This is a genomic window from Streptomyces sp. SID3343, from assembly GCF_009865215.1.
GTDB lineage: Bacteria > Actinomycetota > Actinomycetes > Streptomycetales > Streptomycetaceae > Embleya.
Genome location: NZ_WWJX01000339.1, coordinates 1 through 25,308 on the forward strand (window position 1 = coordinate 1; position 25,308 = coordinate 25,308).

24 protein-coding genes are annotated in these 25,308 nt (G+C 70.2%); 5 read left to right on the forward strand and 19 right to left on the reverse strand.

All coding sequences use genetic code 11. The annotated features are described in order from the left end of the window. Positions 1 to 43: 43 nt before the first annotated feature. From GT354_RS11455 to pyrR, 8 genes are read right to left on the reverse strand one after another with little or no spacing between them, the layout of a single operon-like run. Positions 44 to 1,066, reverse strand: coding sequence for a dihydroorotate dehydrogenase (locus tag GT354_RS11455; protein WP_202511774.1), 1,023 nt, complete (start codon positions 1,064 to 1,066; stop codon positions 44 to 46). Continuing rightward, positions 1,066 to 1,917, reverse strand: coding sequence for a dihydroorotate dehydrogenase electron transfer subunit (locus tag GT354_RS11460; RefSeq protein ID WP_161356178.1), 852 nt, complete (start codon positions 1,915 to 1,917; stop codon positions 1,066 to 1,068). Before GT354_RS11460 ends, GT354_RS11455 begins: the two co-directional genes overlap by 1 nt. 8 nt (positions 1,918 to 1,925) lie before the next feature. Then, positions 1,926 to 5,237 carry a carbamoyl-phosphate synthase large subunit gene (gene carB, locus GT354_RS11465; protein WP_161356179.1) on the reverse strand — a complete coding sequence of 1,104 codons (3,312 nt, stop codon included), beginning with the start codon at positions 5,235 to 5,237 and terminating at the stop codon, positions 1,926 to 1,928. Beyond that, positions 5,230 to 6,384, reverse strand: coding sequence for a glutamine-hydrolyzing carbamoyl-phosphate synthase small subunit (gene carA, locus GT354_RS11470; RefSeq protein WP_161356197.1), 1,155 nt, complete (start codon positions 6,382 to 6,384; stop codon positions 5,230 to 5,232). The genes carB and carA overlap by 8 nt, the downstream gene beginning before the upstream one ends. A 5-nt stretch (positions 6,385 to 6,389) precedes the next feature. Next, the gene (locus GT354_RS11475; protein ID WP_161356198.1) at positions 6,390 to 7,013 is read right to left on the reverse strand and encodes a hypothetical protein; all 624 of its coding nucleotides are present in this window, start codon (positions 7,011 to 7,013) and stop codon (positions 6,390 to 6,392) included. 8 nt (positions 7,014 to 7,021) lie between these two features. Continuing rightward, positions 7,022 to 8,320, reverse strand: a complete 1,299-nt coding sequence (locus tag GT354_RS11480; RefSeq protein WP_161356180.1) for a dihydroorotase — start codon at positions 8,318 to 8,320, stop codon at positions 7,022 to 7,024. Continuing rightward, positions 8,317 to 9,339, reverse strand: a complete 1,023-nt coding sequence (locus GT354_RS11485; RefSeq protein WP_161356181.1) for an aspartate carbamoyltransferase catalytic subunit — start codon at positions 9,337 to 9,339, stop codon at positions 8,317 to 8,319. Before GT354_RS11485 ends, GT354_RS11480 begins: the two co-directional genes overlap by 4 nt. A gap of 4 nt (positions 9,340 to 9,343) precedes the next feature. Beyond that, positions 9,344 to 9,979 (reverse strand): bifunctional pyr operon transcriptional regulator/uracil phosphoribosyltransferase PyrR, encoded by a 636-nt coding sequence (gene pyrR / locus GT354_RS11490; RefSeq protein WP_161356182.1) that lies wholly within the window; start codon positions 9,977 to 9,979, stop codon positions 9,344 to 9,346. Positions 9,980 to 10,356: 377 nt separating this feature from the next. Between pyrR and GT354_RS11495 the strand changes: the two genes are divergently transcribed. After that, a complete protein-coding gene (locus GT354_RS11495; RefSeq protein WP_161356183.1) occupies positions 10,357 to 10,860 on the forward strand; it encodes a transcriptional regulator in 504 nt (167 codons plus the stop codon). 101 nt (positions 10,861 to 10,961) lie between these two features. On the opposite strand, the gene GT354_RS11500 is transcribed toward GT354_RS11495, so the two are convergent. Then, complete coding sequence (locus GT354_RS11500) at positions 10,962 to 11,978, reverse strand: LacI family DNA-binding transcriptional regulator (protein ID WP_237534624.1); 1,017 nt, start codon at positions 11,976 to 11,978, stop codon at positions 10,962 to 10,964. Between the two features lie 408 nt (positions 11,979 to 12,386). Here GT354_RS11500 and GT354_RS11505 point away from each other — a divergent pair, with 408 nt between their 5' ends. Next, complete coding sequence (locus GT354_RS11505; RefSeq protein ID WP_161356185.1) at positions 12,387 to 13,739, forward strand: MFS transporter; 1,353 nt, start codon at positions 12,387 to 12,389, stop codon at positions 13,737 to 13,739. A gap of 171 nt (positions 13,740 to 13,910) precedes the next feature. Here GT354_RS11505 and GT354_RS11510 read toward each other — a convergent pair whose 3' ends face one another. After that, entirely contained in the window at positions 13,911 to 14,564 is a 654-nt protein-coding gene (locus GT354_RS11510) for a TetR family transcriptional regulator (protein ID WP_161356186.1), read from the reverse strand. A 265-nt stretch (positions 14,565 to 14,829) separates the two neighbouring features. Between GT354_RS11510 and GT354_RS11515 the strand changes: the two genes are divergently transcribed. Both GT354_RS11515 and GT354_RS11520 read left to right on the forward strand, forming a co-directional pair. Then, positions 14,830 to 16,371 carry an MFS transporter gene (locus GT354_RS11515; protein WP_202511778.1) on the forward strand — a complete coding sequence of 514 codons (1,542 nt, stop codon included), beginning with the start codon at positions 14,830 to 14,832 and terminating at the stop codon, positions 16,369 to 16,371. Between the two features lie 97 nt (positions 16,372 to 16,468). Then, positions 16,469 to 16,960 (forward strand): MarR family transcriptional regulator, encoded by a 492-nt coding sequence (locus GT354_RS11520; RefSeq protein ID WP_161356187.1) that lies wholly within the window; start codon positions 16,469 to 16,471, stop codon positions 16,958 to 16,960. Between the two features lie 127 nt (positions 16,961 to 17,087). On the opposite strand, the gene GT354_RS11525 is transcribed toward GT354_RS11520, so the two are convergent. From GT354_RS11525 to GT354_RS11545, 5 genes are all read right to left on the reverse strand, one after another. Next, entirely contained in the window at positions 17,088 to 17,429 is a 342-nt protein-coding gene (locus GT354_RS11525; protein WP_161356188.1) for a DUF202 domain-containing protein, read from the reverse strand. Further along, positions 17,429 to 17,803 carry a DUF202 domain-containing protein gene (locus GT354_RS11530; RefSeq protein ID WP_161356189.1) on the reverse strand — a complete coding sequence of 125 codons (375 nt, stop codon included), beginning with the start codon at positions 17,801 to 17,803 and terminating at the stop codon, positions 17,429 to 17,431. Before GT354_RS11530 ends, GT354_RS11525 begins: the two co-directional genes overlap by 1 nt. 99 nt (positions 17,804 to 17,902) lie before the next feature. Further along, positions 17,903 to 18,331 carry a transcription antitermination factor NusB gene (nusB, locus tag GT354_RS11535; protein WP_161356190.1) on the reverse strand — a complete coding sequence of 143 codons (429 nt, stop codon included), beginning with the start codon at positions 18,329 to 18,331 and terminating at the stop codon, positions 17,903 to 17,905. Continuing rightward, positions 18,331 to 18,897, reverse strand: a complete 567-nt coding sequence (gene efp, locus GT354_RS11540; RefSeq protein ID WP_161356191.1) for an elongation factor P — start codon at positions 18,895 to 18,897, stop codon at positions 18,331 to 18,333. Before efp ends, nusB begins: the two co-directional genes overlap by 1 nt. A gap of 82 nt (positions 18,898 to 18,979) precedes the next feature. Next, a complete protein-coding gene (locus GT354_RS11545) occupies positions 18,980 to 20,092 on the reverse strand; it encodes an aminopeptidase P family protein (protein WP_161356192.1) in 1,113 nt (370 codons plus the stop codon). 246 nt (positions 20,093 to 20,338) lie between these two features. Here GT354_RS11545 and GT354_RS11550 point away from each other — a divergent pair, with 246 nt between their 5' ends. Continuing rightward, a complete protein-coding gene (locus GT354_RS11550; protein ID WP_346011981.1) occupies positions 20,339 to 22,351 on the forward strand; it encodes a serine protease in 2,013 nt (670 codons plus the stop codon). Positions 22,352 to 22,576: 225 nt separating this feature from the next. Here GT354_RS11550 and aroQ read toward each other — a convergent pair whose 3' ends face one another. The 4 genes from aroQ to aroC all read right to left on the reverse strand — a co-directional run. After that, positions 22,577 to 23,023: a type II 3-dehydroquinate dehydratase gene (gene aroQ / locus GT354_RS11555; RefSeq protein WP_161356193.1), complete on the reverse strand. Its 447-nt coding sequence runs from the start codon at positions 23,021 to 23,023 to the stop codon at positions 22,577 to 22,579. Continuing rightward, complete coding sequence (gene aroB, locus GT354_RS11560) at positions 23,020 to 24,117, reverse strand: 3-dehydroquinate synthase (protein WP_161356194.1); 1,098 nt, start codon at positions 24,115 to 24,117, stop codon at positions 23,020 to 23,022. The genes aroQ and aroB overlap by 4 nt, the downstream gene beginning before the upstream one ends. Beyond that, positions 24,114 to 24,674 carry a shikimate kinase gene (locus GT354_RS11565; protein WP_237534625.1) on the reverse strand — a complete coding sequence of 187 codons (561 nt, stop codon included), beginning with the start codon at positions 24,672 to 24,674 and terminating at the stop codon, positions 24,114 to 24,116. The genes aroB and GT354_RS11565 overlap by 4 nt, the downstream gene beginning before the upstream one ends. A gap of 10 nt (positions 24,675 to 24,684) precedes the next feature. Continuing rightward, positions 24,685 to 25,308, reverse strand: a 624-nt coding sequence (gene aroC, locus GT354_RS11570; protein ID WP_161356195.1) for a chorismate synthase, incomplete at its 5' end; no start/stop codon positions are given.

The following is a 25,308-nucleotide window of genomic DNA, read 5'->3' on the forward strand; positions in this document are numbered from 1 at the left end:
GCCCCCCGCCCGTACCGGCACCGACCCCCACCCCCAGCCCTCCTCAGCGGTGTGCGTATCCGATCGCCGACTCCAGCGATGCGAAGCCCCGCGTGACCAGTGCCGCGCGCAGTTCGTCGAGGATCCGCACCGGCGACGACGGGTCGTTGAAGATCACCGTGCCCACCGAGACCGCCGACGCGCCCGCGAGCACGAACTCCAGCGCGTCCAGCCCGGTTCGGATGCCGCCCATGCCCACGATCGGCACCTGCGCCATCGAGCCCTCGCGCATCGCCGCGTAGACCTGATAGACGCAGCGCACCGCGACCGGCCGGATCGCCGGCCCCGAGAGCCCGCCGGTGATGCCCGCGAGCACGGGCTTCATCGTGTCGGGGTCGATCACCATGCCCAGCAGCGTGTTGATCATCGACAGGCCGTCCGCGCCCGCCTCCACGCACGCCCGGGCGATGTCCACGATCGACGTCACATCGGGAGAGAGCTTGGCGAGCACCGGCACGACGGGGTCGGTGGCGTCGCGGACCGCCCGCACGACGTCGTAGGACGTCGCCGGGTTGCACGCGAACACCTGGCCGCGGTTGGCGACGTTGGGGCACGAGATGTTGACCTCGATGCCGACCACCCCCGGCGCGCCCTTGAGCCGCTCGGCGAGCGCCACGAAGTCGTCCACGTGGCCGCCCGCGATCGACACGATCGTGCGCCCGCCACGCGCCGCCAGCCACGGCAGGTCGCGCTCGACGAACGCGTCGATGCCGGGGCCCTGGAGGCCGATCGAGTTGAGCATCCCGGACGGCGTCTCGGCCATCCGCGGGGTGGCCCGACCCGAGCGGGGGTACGGCATGATCGTCTTGGTCACCACGGCGCCGATCGCGGCCGGCTCGAAGAACTTCGCGAGTTCCTTGCCGTAGCCCGCACAGCCCGAGGCCGTGGTGATCGGATTCGGCAGCAGCGTGGCCCCTATCCGGGTGGAGAGGTCGATCCCGCCCCCCGGCAGCATCACGGTGGACGGCGGCGACTCGTCGTAGCCGCCGTCGCCGCCGCCGTTGTACATGTCGGCCGTGTCGGTCATCAGTGCGCCCCCATCGCTGCGGCGCCCTCGATGTCCGCCGGAATCGTGCCGGCGTCGTCCCAGCGCACCTTGGTGCCGTCGAAGCACGGGCCGTCCACACACGAGCGGACGAACCGGCTCACCCCGTCGTCGCCGACGACCGGCAGTACGCATGTCATGCACACGCCCACGCCGCACGCCATCGACTCCTCGACGGCGGTGAACACCCGCGCGTCGTGCGCTGTGGCCACCTCGGTGACCGCGCGCAGCATGCCCATCGGCCCGCACGCGTACACCACGTCGGCCTGCACCGCCGTCAGCACCTCGGGCAACGGGCCGGTGACGAAGCCCCGTACGCCCTCCGAGCCGTCGTCGGTGGTGACCACGACGTCCTCGGTGATCGCGTGCGCCTGGTCCACGCCGTACAGCCGGTTCGCCGTCGCGGCGCCCAGCACGAACGCGACCGTGCCGCCCTCGTCCCGGATCCGCTCGGCGAGCGCGAACATCGGCGCGCTGCCGTAGCCGCCGGCCACGAGCACCGCGCTGACCGGCTCGGCCGGCGTCGGGAACGGCGTGCCCAGCGGCGCGACCACGTTGACCGTGTCGCCCACCCGCAGCCGCGCCAACTCCCGGGTGCCGCGCCCGGCTTCGGAGAAGACGATGTCGATCGTCTCGGCCTCCGGGTCGGCGCGGTGGATCGAGAACGCCCGGCGAAGCAGCATCGCCGAGTCGGCGCCGCCGATCGCGACGGCGACGAAGTGACCGGGTTCGACGCGGGCGGCGATCCCGGGGGCGTGCAACACCATGCGGTGGTACGCGCCCGCGGGTTCGCGGCCGACGATCTCCGCCTGCACCTGCAGGGGAAGTGCCATCGGTGTCGTCAGCCCTTTCGGTGGGACGTGATGTGGGCGGCGTGCTCCTGGAGCGAGCGGACCCCGATGTCGCCGGCGATCAGCGACTGGATGCCCTGGACCGCTGCCGCGAAGCCCTGCACGGTGGTGATGCTGGGGATGCCCCGGGTCACCGCCGCGGTACGGATCTCGTAGCCGTCGAGGCGACCGCCGGTGCCGAACGGGGTGTTGACGATCAACTCGACCTCACCGTCGTGGATGAGCCGCACGATGGTCGGCTCTCCCGCGGGCCCGGCGCCTTCGCTGTGCTTGCGCACGATCGTGGCGGGGACGCCGTTGCGGCGCAGCACCTCGGCGGTTCCCTCGGTGGCCAGGATCTCGAAGCCCATGTCGTGCATGGCCTTGACCGGGAACACCATCGAGCGCTTGTCGCGGTTGGCGAAGGACACGAACGCGCGGCCCTTGAGCGGCAGCGAACCGTACGCGCCGGCCTGCGACTTGGCGTAGGCGGTGCCGAAGACCGCGTCGATGCCCATGACCTCACCGGTCGAGCGCATCTCCGGGCTGAGCACGGTGTCCACGCCGCGCCCCTTGGTGTCGCGGAAGCGGTTCCACGGCAGGACCGCCTCCTTGACCGCGATCGGGGCGTCCATCGGCAGCGTGCCGCCGTCGCCCTCGGCCGGGAGCAGGCCCTCGGCGCGCAGTTCGGCGATGGTCGAGCCCATGCTCACCCGGGCGGCGGCCTTGGCCAGCGGTACGGCCGTCGCCTTGGAGACGAACGGCACGGTGCGCGACGCGCGCGGGTTGGCTTCGAGCACGTAGAGGATGTCGCCGGACAGCGCGAACTGGATGTTGATCAGTCCGCGCACCCCGACGCCGTGCGCGATGCCCAGGGTGGCCGCGCGCAGGCGCTTGATGTCGTAGCTGCCGAGCGTGATCGGCGGGAGCGCGCAGGCCGAGTCGCCGGAGTGGATGCCGGCTTCCTCGATGTGCTCCATGACGCCGCCGAGGTAGAGGTCCTCGCCGTCGTAGAGCGCGTCCACGTCGATCTCGATGGCGTCGTCGAGGAATCGGTCGACGAGCACGGGGTGTTCGCTGACCAGGCCGGCGTTCTGCTCCAGGTAGGTCGCGAGCGAGGGCTCGTCGTAGACGATCTCCATGCCGCGTCCGCCGAGCACGTAGGACGGGCGGACCAGGACCGGGTAGCCGATCTCGGCGGCGATCGCGCTGGCCTCGCCGAACGAGAACGCGGTGCCGTGCTTGGGCGCGAGCAGCCCGGCCTCGGCGAGGACGCGGCCGAACGCGCCGCGCTCCTCGGCGAGGTGGATCGCCTCGGGCGAGGTGCCCGCGATCGGCACGCCCGCGTCCTTGAGCTTTTGCGCCAGGCCCAGCGGTGTCTGTCCGCCGAGCTGTACGAGCACGCCCGCGACCGGTCCGGCCGCGGTCTCCGCGTGCACGATCTCCAGGACGTCCTCCAGCGTGAGCGGCTCGAAGTAGAGCCGGTCGGAGGTGTCGTAGTCGGTGGAGACGGTCTCGGGGTTGCAGTTGACCATGACGGTCTCGTAGCCGGCGTCGTGCAGCGCGAAGGCGGCGTGCACGCACGAGTAGTCGAACTCGATGCCCTGCCCGATCCGGTTCGGCCCCGAGCCCAGGATGATCACGGCGGGCTTGGTGCGCGGCGCGACCTCGGTCTCCTCGTCGTAGGACGAGTAGTGGTACGGGGTCCGCGCGGCGAACTCGGCGGCGCACGTGTCCACGGTCTTGTACACCGGGCGCACTCCCAGCGCGTGGCGCACCTCGCGCACGACCTCTTCGCGCATGCCGCGGATGTCGGCGATCTGCGTGTCGGACAGGCCGTGTCGCTTGGCCAGCCGCAGCACCTCGGGGGTGAGCTCGCCGGCGTCGCGGACCTCGCCGGCGATCTCGTGGATCAGGTACATCTGGTCCAGGAACCACGGGTCGATGCCGGTGGCCTCGAACAGTTCCTCGGGGGTCGCCCCGGCGCGGATGGCGTCCATGACGACGTTGATCCGGCCGTCGGTGGGCTTTTCCGCCGTCACCAACAGTTCGTCCTTGTCGCCGACTTCGGAGACGAAGTCGAACTGCGAGCCCTTCTTCTCCAGCGAGCGCAGCGCCTTGTTCAGCGCCTCGGTGAAGTTGCGGCCGATCGCCATCGCCTCGCCGACCGACTTCATGGTCGTGGTCAGGCGGTCGTCGGCGGCCGGGAACTTCTCGAACGCGAAGCGCGGGACCTTGACCACGACGTAGTCGAGCGAGGGCTCGAAGCTGGCCGGGCTCTCCTTGGTGATGTCGTTGGGGATCTCGTCGAGCGTGTAGCCGATCGCGAGGCGGGCGGCGATCTTGGCGATCGGGAAGCCGGTCGCCTTGGACGCGAGCGCCGAGGAGCGCGAGACGCGCGGGTTCATCTCGATGACGATCACCCGACCGTCCTCGGGGTTGATCGCGAACTGGATGTTGCAGCCGCCGGTGTCCACGCCGACCTCGCGGATGACGGCGATGCCGACGTCGCGCAGGGTCTGGTATTCGCGGTCGGTCAGCGTCATCGCCGGCGCGACGGTGATCGAGTCGCCGGTGTGCACGCCCATCGGGTCGAAGTTCTCGATGGAGCACACGACCACGACGTTGTCGTGCTTGTCGCGCATCAGCTCCAGCTCGTATTCCTTCCAGCCGAGGATGGACTCCTCCAGGAGCACCTCGGTGGTCGGCGACAGCGTCAGACCCTGTCCGGCGATGCGGCGCAGGTCCTCCTCGTCGTGGGCGAAGCCGGAGCCGGCGCCGCCCATGGTGAAGGACGGGCGCACGACGACGGGGTAGCCGCCGAGCGTGTCGACGCCCGCGACGACCTCGTCCATGGTGTGGCAGATGACCGAGCGGGCGGACTCGCCGTGCCCGATCTTCTCGCGCACGCGCTCGACGACGCCCTTGAACAGGTCGCGGTCCTCGCCCTTTTGGATCGAGTCGAGGTTGGCGCCGATCAGTTCGACGTCGTACTTCGCCAGGACGCCGTTCTCGCTGAGCGAGACCGCGATGTTGAGCGCGGTCTGCCCGCCGAGGGTGGGCAGGAGCGCGTCGGGGCGCTCCTTGGCGATGATCTTCTCGACGAATTCGGGGGTGATCGGCTCGACGTAGGTCGCGTCGGCGATCTCCGGGTCGGTCATGATCGTGGCCGGGTTGGAGTTGACCAGGATCACCCGCAGGCCCTCGGCCTTGAGGATTCGGCACGCCTGGGTGCCGGAGTAGTCGAACTCCGCGGCCTGGCCGATGACGATCGGGCCCGAGCCGACGACCAGGACGGACTTCAGGTCGCTGCGCTTAGGCACTCTTGGTCTCCATCGGCGTCACACTGGTTTCCATCAGGGCGGCAAAACGGTCGAACAGGTAGGCGGAGTCGTGCGGTCCGGCCGCGGCCTCCGGGTGGTACTGCACGCTGAACGCGGGCCGGTCCAGCAGCTTGAGGCCCTCGACGACGTCGTCGTTGAGGCACACGTGGCTGACCTCGGCGCGACCGAACGGCGTGTCCGAGACCTTGTCGAGGGGCGCGTCCACGGCGAATCCGTGGTTGTGCGCGGTGATCTCGACCTTGCCGGTGGTGCGGTCCTGCACGGGCTGGTTGATGCCGCGGTGGCCGTACTTGAGCTTGTACGTACCGAACCCGAGCGCCCGGCCCAGCAGTTGGTTGCCGAAGCAGATCCCGAAGAACGGCGTGCCGCGCTCCAGGACCGCGCGCAGCAGCTCGATCTGGTGGGTCGCGGTGGCGGGGTCGCCGGGGCCGTTGGAGAAGAACACGCCGTCGGGCTGGACCGCGTAGATGTCGTCGAGGGTCGCGGTCGCGGGCAGAACGTGCACCTCGATGCCGCGCTCGGCCATCCGGTACGGGGTCATGCCCTTGATGCCCAGGTCCAGCGCGGCGACGGTGAACCGCTTGGTGCCCTGCGCGGGGACGACGTAGCTCTCGTCGGTGCTGACCTGCTCGGCGAGGTCGGCGCCGGCCATCTCGGGGCTGGTGCGCACGCGCTCCAGGAGCGCGCTCTCCTCGCCGCGGGCGGCGTCGCCGGAGAAGATCCCGACTCGCATCGCGCCGCGCTCGCGCAGGTGGCGGGTGAGCGCGCGGGTGTCGATGCCGCTGATGCCGACCACGCCGTAGCGCACGAGTTCGTCGTCGAGCGAGCGCTGCGAGCGGTGGTTGGAGGGCACCCGCGCGGGGTCGCGCACGACGTAGCCGGCGACCCAGATGCGCGCGGACTCGGGGTCCTCGTCGTTGACGCCGGTGTTGCCGACGTGCGGGGCCGTCATCACGACGACCTGGCGGTGGTACGAGGGGTCGGTGAGCGTCTCCTGATAGCCCGACATGCCGGTGGAGAACACCGCCTCGCCGAACGTCTCCCCCACCGCGCCGTAGGCGCTGCCGCGGAACGTACGCCCGTCCTCGAGGACGAGCACCGCAGGCGTCGTGGCCCGTCCGGTCATTGCGGTCACTTGACCGATCCTTCCTGGTGGTTCCGATCAGCGTGGTTCTCGGTGCCGGCTGCGATGCCGGCCGGGGTGTCCCCGGCGATCAGCCGGGTGAGGGCCTCGATCCACGCGTCGTGGTCCGCGGGGTGGTCACTGCGGAAGCCGGAGTCGAGCGTGGTGTCGCCGTGGCGCCAGGTGACGACCATCAGGCCGCCCTCGGGCAGCACCTTCCCGGCGATGCCCTTCTCGTGCCGCGCACCCGTCAGGGCCGCGACCGGGATGAAGAAGTCGGCCGCCGCGGGGCGCTCGACGACCAGGCCGTCGGCGCGCAGGGTCAGGTCGACGGGGCTGCGGGTGCCGAGTCCGTGCGCGGCGATCCGGTCCAGCCAGTCGCCGGCCGTGGTGCTGGCGAAGTAGCGGCCGCTCAGCTGCGGGAGCAGCGGCGGGCCGCCCTCGGCGGGCGCGAGCGGCAGCGCCGGCAGGCCGGCCTGGCGTTTGACGCGCTTGTTCCAGGCGCGCCACATCAGCAGGTACACGGCGAGCACGAAGGCGAGGCAGATGCCGATCCACAGGATGCGGCTTCCCCAGTCCGTGACCTGCGCGGACTTCTGCTCTGCTGCGAGCAACAACTCGGGGTGGGCCATGCCAGAGGTCACGCGAGCTTCCCGTCGATCACCGTGGGTACGCCGCGCAGGAACGTGGCGACCACCTTGCCGGGGAGTTCCATCCCGGCGTAAGGGGTGTTACGGCTGCGCGAGGCGAGTTCGGACGGTTCGACGGTACGCCGTGGCGTCGGGTCGACCAGCACCAGGTTGGCCGGCTCGCCGACCGCCACGGGCCGCCCGTGGCCGTCGAGTCGGCCGATCGCGGCGGGGCGGGTGGACATCCGGTCGGCGACGCCGGCCCAGTCCATCAGGCCGGTGTCGACCATGGTCTGCTGCACGATCGCCAGCGCCGTCTCCAGGCCGAGCATGCCCATCGCCGCGACCGCCCACTCGCAGTCCTTGTCCTCGCTGGGGTGCGGGGCGTGGTCGGTGGCGACGGCGTCGATGGTGCCGTCGGCGAGCGCCTCGCGCAGGGCGGTGACGTCGGCGGCGGTGCGCAGCGGCGGGTTGACCTTGTAGACCGGGTCGTAGGAGCGCACGAGTTCGTCGGTGAGCAGGAGGTGGTGGGGCGTCACCTCGGCGGTGACGTTCCAGCCCTTGGACTTGGCCCAGCGCAGGATCTCCACGGAGCCTGCGGTGGAGACGTGGCACACGTGCAGGCGCGAGTCGACGTGCGCGGTGAGCAGGACGTCGCGGGCGATGATCGATTCCTCGGCGACGGCGGGCCAGCCGCGCAGGCCCAGTTCGCCGGAGACGGTGCCCTCGTTCATCTGGGCGCCCTCGGTCAGTCGGGGCTCTTGGGCGTGCTGGGCGACGACGCCGTCGAACGCCTTCACGTACTCCAGGGCGCGGCGCATCATGACCGCGTCGTCGACGCACTTGCCGTCGTCGGAGAAGACCCGCACGCGGGCGGCGGAGTCGGCCATCGCGCCGAGTTCGGCGAGTCGCTTGCCTTCGAGGCCGACGGTGACGGCGCCGACGGGGTGCACGTCGCAGCGGCCGGATTCCTGGCCCAGTCGCCAGACCTGCTCGACGACGCCGGCGGTGTCCGCGACCGGGTCGGTGTTGGCCATCGCGTGCACGGCGGTGAACCCGCCGAGCGCCGCGGCGCGGGCGCCGGTGGCGACCGTCTCGGCGTCCTCGCGGCCGGGTTCGCGCAGGTGGGTGTGCAGGTCGACCAGGCCCGGCAGGAGGACGTGTCCGTCGGCCTCGACCACGATCGCGCCGTCGGCTCCCGGATCGGCGCTCAGGTCGGCGCCGATGCCGGCGATGACACCGTCGCGGATGAGCACGTCCTGCGCGTCGCCGCCCAGGACCTTGGCGTCCTTGATCAGGTACGTGCTCACGTGGCGTTCTCCTCGGTGGTTTTCGTTGCGGTGCCCGCGGCGCCGGGGGCAGTGTGGGCGCTCGCGGCGCTGGGGGTGCTCAGGGCGGGTTCGTTGCCACCCAGGAGCAGGTACAGGACGGCCATCCGCACGCTGACGCCGTTGGTGACCTGTTCGACGATGGTCGAGCGGACCGAGTCGGCGACCTCCGCGGCGATCTCCATGCCGCGGTTCATCGGGCCCGGGTGCATCACGATCGCGTGCTCGGGGAGCATCGCCATGCGGCGCACGTCGAGGCCGTAGCGGCGCGAGTATTCGCGCTCGGTGGGGAAGAAGGCGGCGTTCATCCGCTCGCGCTGCACGCGCAGCATCATCACCGCGTCGCTCTTGGGCAGTGGCGCGTCCAGGTCGTAGGAGACCGTACACGGCCAGGTCTCGACGCCGATCGGGAGCAGCGTGGGCGGCGCGACCAGGGTGACCTCGGCGCCGAGGGTGGCGAGCAGGAGCACGTTGGAGCGGGCCACCCTGCTGTGCAGGACGTCGCCGACCAGGGTGATCCGGCGGCCCTCGAGGTCGCCTCGGCCGCCGGCGAGTCGGCGGCGCATCGTGAAGGCGTCCAACAGCGCCTGGGTGGGGTGTTCGTGGGTGCCGTCGCCGGCGTTGACCACCGAGCCGCGCAGCCAGCCCGAGCCGGCGAGCCGGTGTGGCGCGCCGGAGGCGTGGTGGCGGATGACCACGGCGTCGGCGCCCATTGCCTGGAGGGTCAGCGCGGTGTCCTTGAGCGATTCGCCCTTGGAGACCGACGAGCCCTTGGCGGAGAAGTTGATCACGTCGGCGGACAGTCGCTTGGCGGCGGCCTCGAACGAGATGCGGGTGCGCGTGGAGTCCTCGAAGAACAGGTTGACCACGGTGCGGCCGCGCAGGGTCGGCAGCTTCTTGATCGGGCGCTCGGCGACGTGCGCGAGCTCCTCGGCGGTGTCGAGGATCAGGATGGCGTCGTCGCGGGTGAGGTCCGCGGCCGAGATCAGGTGGCGCTTCACGTGGCTACTCCGCGTCGGTGGGGGCCGCGGCGGGGTCGGCCGCGCGGGTGCCGAGCAGGACCGCGTCGCGGCCGTCGTACTCGGCGAGGTGGACCTTGACCGTCTCGCGCAGGGACGTGGGCAGGTTCTTGCCCACGTAGTCGGCGCGGATGGGCAGTTCGCGGTGGCCGCGGTCGACGAGCACGGCCAGTTGTACGGCGCGCGGGCGGCCGATGTCGTTGAGCGCGTCCAGGGCCGCGCGGATGGTGCGGCCGGAGAAGAGCACGTCGTCGACCAGGACGACGAGCTTGCCGTCGATGCCCGCGGCGGGGATCTCGGTGCGTTCCAGCGCGCGGGCGGGGCCCAGCCGCAGGTCGTCGCGGTACATGGTGATGTCGAGGGCGCCGACGGGGATCTCGATGCCGTCCTCGATCTGGGCGAGTCGCTCACCGAGCCGCCGGGCGAGTGCCACGCCGCGGGTCGGGATGCCCAGCAGGACCACGTCGTCGGCGCCCTTGGCGCGTTCGACGATCTCGTGTGCGATCCGGGTCAGTGCCCGGTTGATGTCCGAGGCGTCCAGGACCGGGCGCGTGGTGGCCGGGTCGAGGTCCTTGGGGCGGGCGGCCGACGTGCCGCCGGAGGTGGTGCCAGGTGCTGTCATGAAAAACAGACCTCCTTCCCCGTCTCACAGGACGGGCTTTAAAGGACGCCGAGTACGTCCCTCACAGTATCAGCCAACATGATCAGTCTTTCGGTGCCTTCGGACAGACCGGGCGGGTCCGGGCGAAGGATGCGCAAAGCACCCCTCTCACCTGCACTGATCCGGCTTTGTAGGCCGTTCGGCTTGACGGACGCAAATTACTCTGCGTAACCTCACAATGAGTCACCACCGGGCCAAACGCGACAGTCACGACGTGCCGAACCTCGTAGCTTCGGGGAGAGTTCGAGGTACAGAAAGCCGGCCCGGAGGTAGCCACCCCATCGGTTCGGCCAACCACCGGTGGACCTTCACGGTCAGTCACCTGTTTTGGGAGCGAGATGTCCAGCGACTACGCCAAGCAGCTCGGGGCGAAGCTCCGCGCGATCCGGACCCAGCAGGGCCTGTCCCTGCACGGCGTCGAGGAGAAGTCCCAGGGCCGCTGGAAGGCCGTCGTCGTCGGTTCGTACGAACGCGGCGACCGTGCGGTCACCGTGCAGCGCCTTGCCGAGCTCGCCGATTTCTACGGCGTTCCGGTGCAGGAGCTGCTGCCCGGTGGTACCCCCAACGGCGCCGCGGAGCCGCCGCCGCGTCTGGTTTTGGACTTGGAGCGGCTGCAGACCGTTCCGTCCGACCAGGCCGGTCCGCTCCAGCGTTATGCGGCCACCATCCAGAGCCAGCGCGGCGACTACAACGGCAAGGTGCTGTCGATCCGTCAGGACGACCTGCGCACCCTGGCGGTCATCTACGACCAGTCGCCGAGCGTCCTCACCGAGCAGTTGATCGGCTGGGGCGTGCTCAACCCGGAAGCGCGCCGGGCGGTGGACAGCCAGAACAACGCGTGACCCTTCGGTAGACACACAGTCACCGAAGAGCGGGAGAAACCTCGAAGGGTCCCGGCGCCGTCAGGCGCCGGGACCCTTCAAGTTTTGTACGTTTCCCGAGCTCAGCCGGATTCGCGGACCACGACTCGCGGGTGCACGACCATTCGACCGCCCGGTCGGTAGTCGCGACCCTGGATGAGCGTGGTGATCGCGTCCGACGCGCCCAGGCCCATGGTTCGGGTGTGCATCGCGACACTCGTCAACCGCGGCCACACCAGGTCGCAGAACGGCAGGTCGTCGGCGCCGACCACGGCCATGTCGTCGGGGACGGACCAACCGCACTCGCGCAACGCCGAGATGATCATCAGGGCGAAGTCGTCGTTGCCGGCGAACACCGCCGTGGGTGGATCGGTCTCGCGCTGCCACTGCTTGACGATCGCGAGCACGTCGTCGCGGACGTAGCCCACGTCCACCCGGCGCAGCGCGACGCCCGCCTCCTCGGCCGCCGCCTGGGCGCCGGTCCAACGCTCCTCGCCCAGGAACGCCAACGGCCCCGACGGTACGAGGCACGCGAGTCGACGGTGGCCGCGATCGATGAGGTGGCGCACCGCCACCCGACCGCTGTCACGGTTGTCGAAGATCGCCGTGGGCACGTCGGGGTGCTCCTCCCGCCCCCAGGCGAAGATCGCCCGTACTCCGGCCCGTTTGAGCACGTCCACGGCCCCACCGGTGAGTCGGTTGGACTCGGCCATCACCGCGAGCGGCCGCAACGTGGCCCACAGGCGGGCCGCGTCGGCGCCGCGCGAGGTGCGGTCGGCGTGGATGAGCAGGCTCAGGTCCTGCCGTGACAGGGCCTCGGTGAGTTCGTCGATGAACGCTTCCAGAAGCTGCCCCATGGGTTGCAGCGGCAGCGGGAACAGCACCACGTCGCTGTTTCCCGAGCGCAGCGATCGAGCCGGCGCGCTGGGCGCGTAGCCCAGTTCGCGCACCGCGAGCATCACCCGTTCCCTGGTCTGCGCGCTCACCCTCACTCCCGGCGGCGAGTTCAGCACATAGCTGACCGTGGACCGGGACACTCCCGCGAGCCTGGCGACATCCGAACTAGTGGGGGGCTTCCCCCCGGACTCCGGCGCGATCATCCGCGACCCTCCGGGCCACGCCTGACCGAATTCGTGACCGCCACCTTCGACGACACCCCCAACCGCACGCACGCGGGACCGGCCCGCATGCAACCGATGTCCGCCGGATCGCAGGGAGGTGCGACCCGGTTCTTGCTGGTTAGCGGGCACAACCTTGGCCGTAATCGCTCGAATGCGCTACTGACACGTGTCGGTCGTTACAAGATCACTCAGCGCGACCGAGCCGTTCGCTTTCCGCTGCGTTCACATCTTGAACGATCAAATCGTTATCTAGTCGACCTGATTTCATGTAGTAGACCCATTCCCCTGCTTATTCGTGTCACCTAGGCTCCGGAATCAACAGTTCGTCAAACGATTCGGAACCCCCGTGCAGGGACGGTTTCGAGTCCCTCCACTCGGACGGTCCCCATGAGTTCGACCACCACAGAGGCGCCCGGCACGTCGTCTCCGGCGCCGGAGCCCGCCGCGGGAGCCGACCCGGCGGGCTACAAGCTCGCCCCGCTCTACGCGACGTTGCCCGTGGCCAACATCGCGCTCTACATGCTGTGGCTCGGCGTGGGCATCTACCTGCTCCCGATGCAGGTCATCCACATCAAGGGCGTCCCCGACCAGAACGCGCTCAAGTGGCCGCTGTTCTGGGGGTCGCTGCTCGCCACGGTCGGCAATCCGCTGTTCGGCAAGCTGTCCGACATGACCCGGTCGCGGTTCGGCCGGCGCTCGCCCTACATCCTGTTCTGCGCGCTGATCGGCGCGGGCGCGCTGTGCCTGCAGGCGAACGCGAACTCGATCGCCATGGTGGCCCTGACCTGGGGCGTCATCCAGTTCATCATGAACGGCTACCAGGCCGCGGTGACCGCGGTCATGCCCGACCGGGTGCCGGCGAAGAAGTACGGCATGTTCTCCGCGATGATCGGCCTGGGCACCCCCGTGGCCACGATCATCATCTCGTTGATCATCGCCGGCGTGGACCTCAACATGATCGGCATCGACGCCCACATCGGCGGCTTCGACGGCCGGTTCGCGAATCCCGAGGACGGCGGGGCCCAGGGCTTCTACCTCATCGCCGCGATCCTCGCGGCGGCGGCGATCGTCTTCGTGATCGTCAGCCCGGACAAGTCCACCAAGGACATGCCCACCGAGAAGTTCGCATTCGGCGAGTTCGTCAAGGGTTTCCGGGTCTCACCGCGCGAGCACTCGGACTTCTTCATCGCCCTGTTCTCACGCCTGGGCGTGATGCTCGGCTACATGGTGGTCCTGCAGTTCAACTACTTCATCCTCTTGATGTACATCAAGATCCCGATGAACGAGGTCACCACCAAGCTGGGCACGCTGACCGTCGTCGGCGCCGTGGTGACCGTCTTCTCGGCGATCGTGATCGGCCCGATCGTGGACCGCGTCGGCCGGGTCAAGCCGTTCGTGATCGGCGCCGGCGTCGGCGCCGCGCTGTCGCTGATGATTCCCCTGCTGTGGCCGTCCGAGGGCGGCATGATCGCCTTCAACGTCGTCAACGGCTTCTTCTTCGGCATGTACATGGCCGTCGACATGGCGCTGATCACCCAGGTGCTCCCCCGCCCCAAGGACGTCGGCAAGGACATGGGCCTGATCAACATCGCCAACGCCGGCCCGCAGATCGCCTCCCCGTTCCTGGCGCCCTTCCTGGTGGACGACCTGGGGATGGGCTACAAGGGCCTGTTCGCCTTCGCCGCCGCGGTCTCCCTGCTGGGCGCCCTGCTCGCCCTGCTGGTCAAGCGGGTGAAATAGCCCCCGCGCGCACCGACGCCGATGGGGCGGACCTGGCCACCGGTCCGCCCCATCGGGCTGCGACGAAAAACGACCTCGCGGTCGTGGACACCGAAGGCGGGATGCGGTGTCCACGACCGCGAGGTCGGGTGCGTGTCCGCGATCGCGTGTCCCGAGATTGCGCGTGTGGGCTCAGCGCATGGCTTCCGAGGTCCAGCCGTTGTCGGCCAGACGGGACATGTCGGCCCACGCGGCGTCGATGGTGCGCATCAGGTGGGCGCCGTCCAAGGTGCCCACCTCGGTCCATTCGTCCATCGCGACCCGCATGACCGCGTGGTAGAGGGTCACCACGAGGGCGGGACGGCGGTCGGTGTCGGGGTCGACGCCCTCGCGGCGGGCGATCTCGGCGGCCATGCCGCGCTCCAACTCCATCGCGTTGCGCAGCGACGCGGCCAGCAGTACCGGGGTGCCCTCGATGAGACTGCGCATCCGCAGGAACTCGTGCGCCGTGTCCTTGTCCGGGCCCTCGTCCATCTCGGACACCACCGCCGCGCCCGCGCGCCGCAGCGCCGTCAGGGGCGCCTCGCCCGCCGGGCGGGCGCGCAGGGCGGACAGGAACAGGTGCTCGAACTCCGTCGCGCGGGCGAGGGCGACCTCCTCCTTGCCCGCGAAGTAGCGGAAGAAGGTGCGGCGGGAGACCTCCACGGCGGCGACGATCTCGTCGATCGTGGTGGCGTCGTAGCCCTTGCGCAGGAACGAATCCTGTGCGGCGTCGATGAGCGCCTCGCGCGTGCGTTCCTTCTTGCGTTCCCGCAGACCCGTCGCGGCGCCGGCCGTGTCCTGCACGTTGCGTAATCCTCTCGCTCGTCTGTGCACAGTATGGCACTTGCCACTGCGTGCAACTTGAGTGATTTGGCTATATGGCACTCGGTGCCATATCGTCGGATGGTTGACAGCACCGTTCGACACCACCGTTCGACACCACCGTTCGACACCACCGTTCGGCACCACCGACCGACGCATATGTAGGGGACGCATGAGCCAGACTTCGACGGCGGCGACAGTGGGAGCGCCCCCGCCCGACAATGCGAAGGCGACCGGCCGCAAGGGCATGCAGGGGCACCCCTGGCTCACCCTGTTGGCGGTCGCGTTCGGCGTCATGATGGTGGCGCTCGACGGGACCGTGGTCGGCATCGCCAACCCGGCCATCTCCAAGGACCTCGACGCGTCCCTCGCGGACCTGCAATGGGTCACCAACGGCTACCTGCTCGCCCTCGCGGTGTGCCTGATACCCGCGGGCAAGCTCGGCGACCGCTACGGCCACAAGACCATCTTCCTGATCGGCGCGGCCGGCTTCGCGACCACGTCGCTGCTGATCGCGTTCTCCCAGTCGGTCCAGATGCTGATCGCGTTCCGCGTGCTCCAGGGCGTGTTCGGCGCGCTGTTGCAGCCGACCGCGCTCGGGCTGCTGCGCAACAGCTTCCCCGGCAACAAGCTCAACATGGCGATCGGCATCTGGGGCGCGGCGATTTCCACCGCGACCGCGGCGGGACCGATCGTCGGCGGCCTGCTCGTGGAGCACGTGAGCTGGCAGTCGGTGTTCTACATCAACGTGCCCATCGGCGTGCTGACCCTGGTCGTGGGCATCTGGGCACTGGCCAACAGCCGGGTGGCGGGGGCCTCCAACAAGATCGACTACATCGGCGTCGCACTGCTGTCGGCCGCGATGTTCTGCCTCGTGTGGGGCGTCATCAAGAGCGGCGAGAAGGGCTGGGGCAGCGCGTACACGCTCGGCTTCACCCTCGCGGCGGTCGTTTTGCTCGCGGTCTTCGCGCTGTGGCAGACCAAGGCTCCCGAGCCGCTCATGCCGCTGGTGATGTTCCGCAACCGCTCGTTCTCGATCGGCATCGTGCTGATGATCTTCATGGCGTTCGCGATGTTCGGCGCGATGTTCTTCATCACGTTCTACCTCCAGGGCGTCAACGGACTCAGCCCGATGGAGACCGGCGTGCGCATGCTGCCGATGTCGGTCGTGATGATGATCGGCTCGCCGATCGGCGCGTTCGCGATCACCAAGCTCGGTCCGCGCATCCCGATCATCGCGGGCCTGGCGCTCTCGGCGACCGCGATGGCGCTGCTCGCCCGGCTCGGCGAGGACGCGAGCTTCGGGTCGACCATGCTGCCGTTCGTACTGCTCGGCTTCGGGCTCAGCCCGATCATGGTCGGCGCCACCGACATCATCGTCGGCAACGCCTCGATGGAACTCTCCGGCGTCGCGTCCGGCATCCAGCAGGCCGCGATGCAGGTCGGCGGCGCGCTCGGCACCGCCGTGCTCGGCGCGGTCGTCGCGTCCAAGGTCTCCTCGCTGCTGCCCGACCGTTGGCCCGCGAGCGCCGGCGCGTACGACCAAATCCCGCACGGACAGCGGGAGACCATCGAGGGCACGGTGTCACAGGGCTTCCCGCCGGTGGACCCCAAGACGATGGACCCCGGCGTGGTCGACGCGATCACGCGCGCGTCGGACAGCACGTTCCTGGACGGCATGCAGCTCGCGTTCACGATCGCCGCAGTCGCGATGGCGGTCATGATCGTGCTCGCGCTGTTCGTCAAGCAGGGCGAGAAGCGGGAAGGCGCGGTCGCCGTCCACGTGTAGGGCATGATCGTCGAGCAATGCCGTCGCGCCGCCCCCGGTTTTGACCGAGGGCGGCGTTACGGGTTTCCCCACCAAATTAGACAGGTATTCTTACCTCGTGCAGCAAGACACCTCCTCCGGGGCCGAACTGGTGACGATGCTGGTCGGTGCCGTGCGCGGGATCAGCCAACTGTTCTCCGACCGCATGACGGCCGCCGGCTTCGACGAGATCCGGCCGACGCACGGCTTCGCGCTGACCCTGGTCGGCGAGGGCGGTACGACCGCCACCGAACTGGGCCGCCGACTGGGCATGACCAAACAGTCGGCCGGCGAGGTGGTTTCGCACCTGGCCCGACACGGTTACGTCGACCGCAAGCCCGACCCCGCCGACCGCCGCGCCCGCCGGATCACCCTCACCGAGCGCGGCCGCGAGTGCCTGCGGGTGATCTGGGCCGAACTGTCCTGGATCCAGGGCTCGTGGACGAAGGCGGTCGGCGTCGACGGCGTCGAGGACCTCAAGGAAGGTCTACGCGCGGGCATGCGCCAACTCGCGTCGTCGGGCGAACTGGCCGACAACCTGAGCCAGGCGTGGTGGTGGCGCGAGGTCTAGGAAGGTGGTTCGGGCGGCCGTCGGGCGGTTCGGCGACCGGACCGGCTTCGCGGCGCTGGGGATCGACGCGGCGGGCGTCGCCCGCTCGTCGGTCGGGCGCCGGTGGAGCGGCCCCGGGTCGAGACGTTCAGGGCCGGCTCGCCAGCACCCCCGCCGCGAGTACGCCGACCGCCACAACCGTCACCCACGTGGCACGGACCACCCGCTCGCCGTCGACCGGCGTGCCCGCCCGTATCGCCCGGTCGACCTGACGGTGTCGGAGCAGGCCGACCACGTAGACGGCGCAGCCGGCCGCCATGACCGCCACGCCCGGGAGCATGTACCACCATCGCTCGGTGTGGCCGGCGTGCACGAGCAGGGCGCCGTTGGCGACGAACGCGAGCGACGTGCGTGTCCACGCCATCCTGGTGCGCTCGGGTTGCAGGCCCGGATCCAGGGGCGGCCCCGGGAGCAGCGCGGAGCGGGCCATCAGCCGGCCAACATGAGGACGACGCTCACGACGATCACGATCACCAGGCCCGCGGACAGCACGAGCGGCAGCGCCGAGAACGGCAGCGCGCGGCCGAGCCGCATCGCGCGCTCCACCTGGTACCAGCGCCGGTACGCGGTGGCCGAGAGGGTCAACGCGAGTGCCACCAGGGCGAGACCGAGCACGAGTCGCTGCGCGCGGGGGGCCAGCTCCGGAACCAGCTGGACCACGGCCACACCGCCCGCGAGCAGGGAGAGCGCGGTGCGGATCCAGGCCAGGAAGGTGCGCTCGTTGGCGAGCGTGAACCGGTAGTCGGGCTCGTCGCCGATCTCCCGCAACCGGAAACGCTTGCGCTCGCTTGTCATACTCGTCATTTGATCATGTGTACTCGTGATGCGATCCGGCGCATGCGGCCCAGAACGCGAGGAGCCGCCCGCCCCGGGGGACGGACGGCTCGATCGAGCGCGACGGCGCTAGCGCAGCAGCGTCGGCTTGAGGTCCTTCATCCGCGCGAGCAGCCCGTTCACGAAGGCCGGCGACTCGTCCGTGGAGTATTCCTTGGCGAGCTCGACGGCCTCGTCGATGGCCACGACGTCGGGAACGTCCTTCTCCCAGAGCAGCTCGTAGATGCCCAGGCGCAGGACGTTGCGGTCCACGCCGGGCATCCGGTCGAGCGTCCACCCGACGGCGTAGGTGCCGATCAGGTCGTCGATCCGCTTGCGGTGCTCCTGCACGCCCTCGACCAGTTGCATCGTGTAGTCCGCGACCTGGGGCGCGTCCTTGTCGGCCTGGAATCGGCCGACCCAGTCCGCGAGGATGGTCACCGGGTCGACACCGCGCTGGTCGGCTTCGAACAGGATCTGCAGCGCGCGCTTCCTGGTCTTGCTGCGGGCACCCGCCACTAGGAGTTCACGCGGCCCAGGTAGTCACCGGAACGGGTGTCGACCTTGACCTTCTCGCCCGTCGTGATGAAGAGCGGGACCGCGATCTCGTAGCCGGTCTCCAGCGTCGCGGGCTTGGTGCCACCGGTGGAGCGGTCGCCCTGGACGCCCGGCTCGGTGTACTGGATGAGCAGTTCGACGGACGCCGGCAGCTCGACGTAGAGCGCTTGGCCCTCGTAGATCGCAACCGTCGCCTCGAAGCCCTCGAGGAGGTAGTTGGCGGCGTCGCCGACGGTCTCGGGGGTGATCGGCAGCTGCTCGTAGGTGTCCGTGTCCATGAACACGAAGTCGGCGCCGTCCTTGTACGAGAACTGCATGCCGCGCTTGTCCACGGTGGCCGTCTCGACCTTCGTGCCGGCGTTGAAGGTCTTGTCCACGACCTTGCCGGAGAGGACATGCTTGAGCTTCGTACGAACGAACGCGCCGCCCTTGCCGGGCTTGACGTGCTGGAACTCGACGACGGACCAAAGCTGGCCGTTGTCGAGCTTGAGCACGATGCCGTTCTTCAGGTCGTTGGTCGTGGCCACGAGTGTGGTGTCTCCTGCGTGCTTCTGGGACCGGATGATCGCGCGTCGAACGGGGCTGGGTCGCGTGTGCCGCTACAGCCCGCTACAGGACGAGCAACTCCTTGGTCGTGATGGTGAGTAGCTCGGGGCCGCCGTCTTCGAGCGGACGAACCACAAGGGTGTCCTCGATGCGGACACCGCCTCGGCCCGGGAGATAGATCCCCGGCTCGACGGTGACCGGCATGCAAGCGTCCAGCTTACCGGTCGCCGTCGGGCCCAGACGCGGGTCCTCGTGGATCTCGAGCCCGACGCCGTGACCCAGGCCGTGCGTGAAGAACTCCAGGTAGCCGGCCTGCTCGATCACGTCGCGGGCGGCCTTGTCCACCGCGGCCGCCTCGACCCCCGGCGCGAGAGCCTCGCGGCCGGCCTTCTGGGCGGCGAACACGACACCGTAGATCTCCTGTTGCCAGGCCGCGGGCTCGGTGCCGATGACGAAGGTACGGGTCATGTCGGCGTGGTAGCCGTGGTAGCGCGCGCCGAAGTCGATCTTGAGGAAGTCGCCGTCCTCCACTCTGCGGTCGCCCGGGTCGTGGTGCGGAACGGCCGAATTGGGGCCGGTGGCCACGATCGTGGGAAACGCCACCGCGTCGGCGCCGTGGTCGGCCATCCGACGCTCCAACTCCATCGCGATGTGCCGCTCGGTGCGCCCCACCAGGATCGATTCGATCATCTCGCCGAGGGCTCGGTCGCCGATCTCGCTCGCGATCCGCAGGGCGGCGATCTCCTCGGTGTCCTTGATCCGGCGCAGATCCTCCACACCGCGGCCGAGGGCGATCAGCTCGGCGCCGGGCGTCGCCTCCCGCGCGATCTCGCCGAGCGCGCGATACAGCTCGACCGTGACGTTTTGTTCCTCGATCGCGAGCCGGACGGCGCCGGCGGCGGTCACGCGCTTGGTCAGCGCCTGCGCGCACCCGCGCTCGGTGAGCAGCTCGACGTCGGGGGCCTCCTCGGTCGCCTGCGTCGTGTAACGCCCGTCGGTGCACAGGACCGCGTCGTCGCCCGAGTCCGCCGCGCGCACGAGCAACGCCGCGTGGGATCCGGTGAAACCGGTCAGGTATCGCACGTTGACGAGATTGGTGATCAAAGCGGCGTCCGCACCGGCTGCGGCCAAGCGGGAACGCAGCCGATCACGGCGTTGAGCGTGAGCCTCGGGCATGTGATCAGCGTAGACCCGAGGGGTGGCGCGAGCCCGGCGTGACGCGGCCAAAACGCGCGCCCCCGTTCACGTTCGGCGCCCCGCGCGCGCCGCGCGCACGTCCGGCCGACTCGGGGCTCCGGTGGCGACCACTTCTCGAATCGTTGTCCGGTTTCGTCGTGCGACGCGCGCATGCGGGTGTATTTCGCGCGTTATGGGGTTTGACGAGCGCTTTGACCTCTACGCTGCGAACAAGGGGGTGTGCCCGTGCTTATCAGTGGGAACGACGAGGCACGTTCGGTCGCCGTGAATCTACGGGTGTTGCGCCAGATCCGAGCCGCGGTGGCGCGATACCGCGGGTCGAGGACCGAACGGATCGAGATCGACCGGCGGCGCGCGGCGGGCATGCGCTTCCCCGACGAGGAAGAGCAACTCGCCCTGCGGGCCGCCCGTTTGCTGGAGCGGCACGAGGTGCCCGCTCCGGCGCTGCTCGCGACTGCCGAGCGGGAGTCGGCGCCCACGACGCCCGAGCGGATTATAGGAGTCTCCAACGATCTGCAGAGCGTCAACTTCCTCGCCCGCGGGGTCCGGGCGGCGGCCAGCGTGGCCCGCATCTGGTACGCCACGTCGGGGCCGGTACAGCCGCAGGCGACCGGTTTCCTGGTGTCGCCGACCCTGCTGCTGACCAATCACCACGTCTTTCCCGATGCCGACACCGCCCGCGGCGCGTTCGCCGAGTTCGGCGCGGAGATGGGGATCGACAACGAACTGCCGACGACCACCGTCCGGTTCACCCCGGACCCGGACACCCTCTACGTCACCGACCCGAACCTCGACTTCGCGCTCGTGGCGCTGCACCCACACGAGGACGACGGGCGGCGGGCCGGGGAGCTGTTCGGGCACATCCAACTGATCGCGGCGGCCGGCAAGTTGGTGGTGGGCGATCCGGTCAACATGGTCGGGCACCCCGACGGGCGGCTCAAGGAAATCGCGATCCGACAGAATCGGTTCACGCAGCGCTTCGACGACTTCCTCCAGTACGAGACCGACACCGAGCCGGGCAACTCCGGCTCGCCGGTGTTCAACGACCAGTGGGAGGCCGTCGCGCTGCACCACAGCGGCGTGCCCGCGCACGACGACGCCGGCAACATCCTCAACGTCCACGATCAACCGTGGCAGCCGGAACAGGGCCAGGGCGCCATCAAATGGCTCGCCAACGAAGGCGTGCGGGTGAGCGTGATCCTGCGCCGACTGGCCGAACTGCCGCTGGGCGAGGGGCAGCGGGCGCTGTTGGCCGAGATGGGCTCGCCCTCGGGTCTGGACGCGCTGCCCGCACGGCCGCCGGTGGCGTCGGCGGTACCGAGTCCACGCATTCCGGTGGCGGTCGCCGCCGGCTCGGAGCGGGTTTCGCCGGTGGGTCCGCGCGGTCGCCCGGGCGCGTTCGGTGGCCGGGTCAACCTGGTGTTCCTGCACGGCCGCGGCCAGCAGGCCAACGACCCCACGGTGTTGCGCCGGACCTGGGCGGCCGGCCTCAATCGCGGCCTGACGATGGCGGCGCTGCCCACCGTGGATCCCGAGGACGTGTGGTTCCCGTTCTACGGAAGCCGGCTCGTCGAGGTCATGGAGACGGTGTCGGGTGAGCCCACGCCGATCGCGTTGTCGCCGTCCGGGCGGGCGTTGTACGGGACGCTGCTCGACGAGGCGGCGCATCGGGCGGGCATGCCGACCGAGGAGCCGAGCGAGTTGGAGGGCCTCGGCGACGTCGTGGGAGTGATGCGCGAACCGCTCGGCTGGCTCGCGGCGCACACGGGCGTCGATCGGGCGGTGGTCGCGGCGGCGTTCAAGGACGTCGCGGCGTATCTGGACGAGGACGCCACCCGTGACGCGGTGCTCGATCGAGTCCTGGAGACCATGCCCGGCTCGGGCGCGGTGGTGGTGGTCGCGCACAGTCTGGGCACGGTGGTGGCGATGGATCTGCTGACCCGGATCGCTCCGGCCGCGTCGGTGGCGGGCCTGGTCACGGTCGGCAGCCCGCTGGGCATGGACACGGTCTACTCGCGCCTGCGTTTCGGCGGGCCTCGGCTGCCGACGATCGCGGGGCCGTGGGTCAACGCGTGGTGCCCCACCGACGCGATCGCGATCGGCTGTCCGCTGGCCGACGACTGGAGCGGGCTGGCCGCGGAGGTGTCGGTGGCCAATCCGCGCGACCGCTCGCACGACATCGGCGAGTATCTGTCCCACCCGGAGGTCGCCGGGGCGATCGGCCGGCTGCTGGGGTGAGCGGCGGACCGCTCGGCGAGGGTACGACAAAGGGCGCCACCCATGGGTGACGCCCTCTTTGTTGCGGCTTGTGTGCCGGGTCGTGGGCACGGTCGTGTGCGGTCGGGTGCGCGGGCTCGTGGTTGCCGACTCGTGGTTCGGGCTCGTTGTCGGGCTCGTTGTCGGGCTCGTGGGTCGGGCTCGTCGGGGAGGCGGGCTCCGGTCGCGGGTCGCCCCCGTCGACGTTCAGCCGTTGTCGAGTTCTTCGGCGAGCGCGCGCAGGGCCAGGCGGTAGGAGCCGATGCCGAAACCGGCGATCGTGCCGCTCGCGACGGCGGCGACCACGCTGGTGTGGCGGAACCGCTCGCGGGCGTACGGGTTGGAGATGTGTACTTCGATGAACGGCGCGGTTCGCTGGGCGACCGCGTCGCGCAGGCCGTACGAGTAGTGCGTGAACGCGCCCGGGTTCATCACCACGGGGATGCGGCCGTCGGCGGCCTCGTGCATCCAGCGGATGATCTCGCCCTCGTCGTTGGTCTCGCGCACCTCGACGGCGAAGCCGAGTTCGGTGCCGAGTCGTTCGCACTCGGCGACCAGGCCGGTGTACGACGTCGCGCCGTACACGTCGGGCTCGCGGCTGCCGAGCCGACCGAGGTTGGGGCCGTTGAGGACGAGGACCTTGCGCGTGCTCATGCGGAGACCTCGGCGTACGCGGCTACGAGGAAGGTCGGGTCGGGGCCTTCCAGGACGGTCGGCCTGGCCAGGCCGTCCAGGACGATGAAGCGGAGCATGTCGCCGCGTGACTTCTTGTCCACCCGCATGGTTTCGAGGAGCTTGGGCCACGCGTCGCCGCGGTAGGTCAGGGGCAGGCCGACCGCGGCGAGCACGGTGCGGTGCCGGTCGGCGGTCGCGTCGTCGAGTCGGCCGGCGATCCGGCCGAGTTCGGCGGCGTAGACCATGCCGACGCTGACCGCGGCGCCGTGTCGCCACTTGTAGCGCTCGGCCTTCTCGATCGCGTGCGCGAGGGTGTGGCCGTAGTTGAGGATCTCCCGGCGGCCGGCTTCCTTGAGGTCGCCCGAGACCACGTCGGCCTTGACCCGGATGGCACGGGTGATCAGCTCGGCGGTGTCCTTGCCCTGCGGGCTGCGCGCGGCCTCGGGGTCGGCCTCGATCAGGTCCAGGATGATCGGGTCGGCGATGAAGCCGGCCTTGATCACCTCGGCCAGGCCGCTCACGTAGTCGTTGGTCGGCAGCGATTCGAGCGTGGCCAGGTCGGCGAGCACGCCGGCAGGCGGGTGGAACGAGCCGACCAGGTTCTTGCCCTCGGCGGTGTTGATGCCGGTCTTGCCGCCGACCGCGGCGTCGACCATGCCGAGCAGCGTGGTGGGCATCGCGATCCAGCGCACGCCGCGCAGCCACGTGGCGGCGACGAAGCCCGCGAGGTCGGTGGTCGAGCCGCCACCGATGCCGACGATCACGTCGGAGCGGGTGAAGCCGGTCTGGCCGAGCACCGACCAGCAGTAGGCCGCGACCGCGACGTCCTTGGCCTCCTCGGCGTTGGGCACCTGGATCGCGATCGCCTCGTAGCCCTGCGCGGCGAGGTCCTCACGCACGGCTTCGCCGGTCGCGGTGAGCGCCTCGGGGTGCAGGATCGCCACCCGGCGCGCCGACGAGCCGATCAGGCCCGCGAGTTCGCCGAGCAGGCCGTGCCCGACCAGCACGTCGTACGGCTCGGCGGAGTCGCCGCCGACACGGATGCGGACGGGCTCGGTGGTGCTGCTGGTCATCGCTGGGCGTCCTTCTCGGGCTGCGGTCGATTCTTCAAGCCGGCGCTGATTTCGGCGACGACGTCCTCGGGGCTGCGCCCCGCGGTGTTCACGATCACGGCGGCGACCTCGGTGTAGAGCGGTCGCCGCTGCTCCATCAGTTCGCGCCAGCGGGCGCGCGGGTTGCCCACGAGCAGCGGGCGCGGCGCGTCCAGGCCGACCCGGCGCACCGCGTCGGCCAGGTCCACGTCCAGGAACACCACGTGGTGGCCGGCGAGCAGCGCGCGCGTGGCGTCGGCCAGGATCGCGCCGCCGCCGAGCGCGAGCACGCCCGCGTGCCCGGTCAGGGCCTCGGCCACCGCGTCGTGTTCGAGCGCGCGGAAGTACGGCTCGCCCTCGTCGACGAAGATGTCGGGGATCGGCTTGCCGGCGCGGTCCACGACGTCGGCGTCGGTGTCGCGGAACGCGACCTCGTGCGCCTGGGCGAGCAGCAGGCCCACCGTCGTCTTGCCCGCGCCGGGCGGCCCCACCAGGACCACCAGCGGTCGCCTGCCCTGCTCCCCCATCGTCTCCCCCATCGTCGTGCTCCTACCGAATCTCCAGCGCGTCCAGGTAGCCGCGCACGTTGCGGGTGGTCTCGGCGACCGAGTCTCCGCCGAACTTCTCGGTGATCAGGTCGGCGAGCACGAGGGCGACCATCGCCTCGGCGACGATTCCTGCGGCCGGCACGGCCGCGACGTCGGAGCGCTGGTGGTGGGCCTGCGCGGCCTCACCGGTGCGCACGTCGATCGTGCGCAGCGCGCGCGGCACGGTCGCGATGGGCTTCATCGCGGCGCGCACCCGCAGCACCTCGCCGGTGGACATGCCGCCTTCGACGCCGCCCGCGTGGTGCGACGTACGCCGGGCGCCTTCGGGGGTGTTGACGATCTCGTCGTGTGCCTGCGAACCGCGCACGCGGGCCAGGTCGAAGCCGTCGCCGAGTTCGACGCCCTTGATCGCCTGGATGCCCATGAGCGCGCCGGCCAGGCGCGAGTCGAGGCGACGGTCCCAGTGCACGTAGCTGCCGACGCCCGGCGGCAGGCCGTAGGCAAGCACCTCGACCACGCCGCCGAGGGTGTCCCCGGCCTCACGCGCGGCGTCCACCTCGGCGACCATCGCGGCCGACGCGGCCTCGTCGTGGCAGCGCACGGGGTCGGCGTCCAGGCGCGCGGT

Bases quoted from the DNA above. Each gene is read 5' to 3' on its own strand.
- aroB (WP_161356194.1), bottom strand. From the start codon at position 24,117: ATGACCAGCAGCACCACCGAGCCCGTCCGCATCCGTGTCGGCGGCGAC.
- GT354_RS11565 (WP_237534625.1), bottom strand. From the start codon at position 24,674: ATGGGGGAGACGATGGGGGAGCAGGGCAGGCGACCGCTGGTGGTCCTG.
- GT354_RS11505 (WP_161356185.1), top strand. From the start codon at position 12,387: ATGAGTTCGACCACCACAGAGGCGCCCGGCACGTCGTCTCCGGCGCCG.
- GT354_RS11525 (WP_161356188.1), bottom strand. From the start codon at position 17,429: ATGGCCCGCTCCGCGCTGCTCCCGGGGCCGCCCCTGGATCCGGGCCTG.
- GT354_RS11475 (WP_161356198.1), bottom strand. From the start codon at position 7,013: ATGGCCCACCCCGAGTTGTTGCTCGCAGCAGAGCAGAAGTCCGCGCAG.
- GT354_RS11460 (WP_161356178.1), bottom strand. From the start codon at position 1,917: ATGGCACTTCCCCTGCAGGTGCAGGCGGAGATCGTCGGCCGCGAACCC.
- aroQ (WP_161356193.1), bottom strand. From the start codon at position 23,023: ATGAGCACGCGCAAGGTCCTCGTCCTCAACGGCCCCAACCTCGGTCGG.
- GT354_RS11515 (WP_202511778.1), top strand. From the start codon at position 14,830: ATGCAGGGGCACCCCTGGCTCACCCTGTTGGCGGTCGCGTTCGGCGTC.
- GT354_RS11530 (WP_161356189.1), bottom strand. From the start codon at position 17,803: ATGACGAGTATGACAAGCGAGCGCAAGCGTTTCCGGTTGCGGGAGATC.
- GT354_RS11455 (WP_202511774.1), bottom strand. From the start codon at position 1,066: ATGACCGACACGGCCGACATGTACAACGGCGGCGGCGACGGCGGCTAC.
- pyrR (WP_161356182.1), bottom strand. From the start codon at position 9,979: ATGACAGCACCTGGCACCACCTCCGGCGGCACGTCGGCCGCCCGCCCC.
- GT354_RS11495 (WP_161356183.1), top strand. From the start codon at position 10,357: ATGTCCAGCGACTACGCCAAGCAGCTCGGGGCGAAGCTCCGCGCGATC.
- carA (WP_161356197.1), bottom strand. From the start codon at position 6,384: ATGACCGGACGGGCCACGACGCCTGCGGTGCTCGTCCTCGAGGACGGG.
- GT354_RS11545 (WP_161356192.1), bottom strand. From the start codon at position 20,092: ATGCCCGAGGCTCACGCTCAACGCCGTGATCGGCTGCGTTCCCGCTTG.
- GT354_RS11500 (WP_237534624.1), bottom strand. From the start codon at position 11,978: ATGATCGCGCCGGAGTCCGGGGGGAAGCCCCCCACTAGTTCGGATGTC.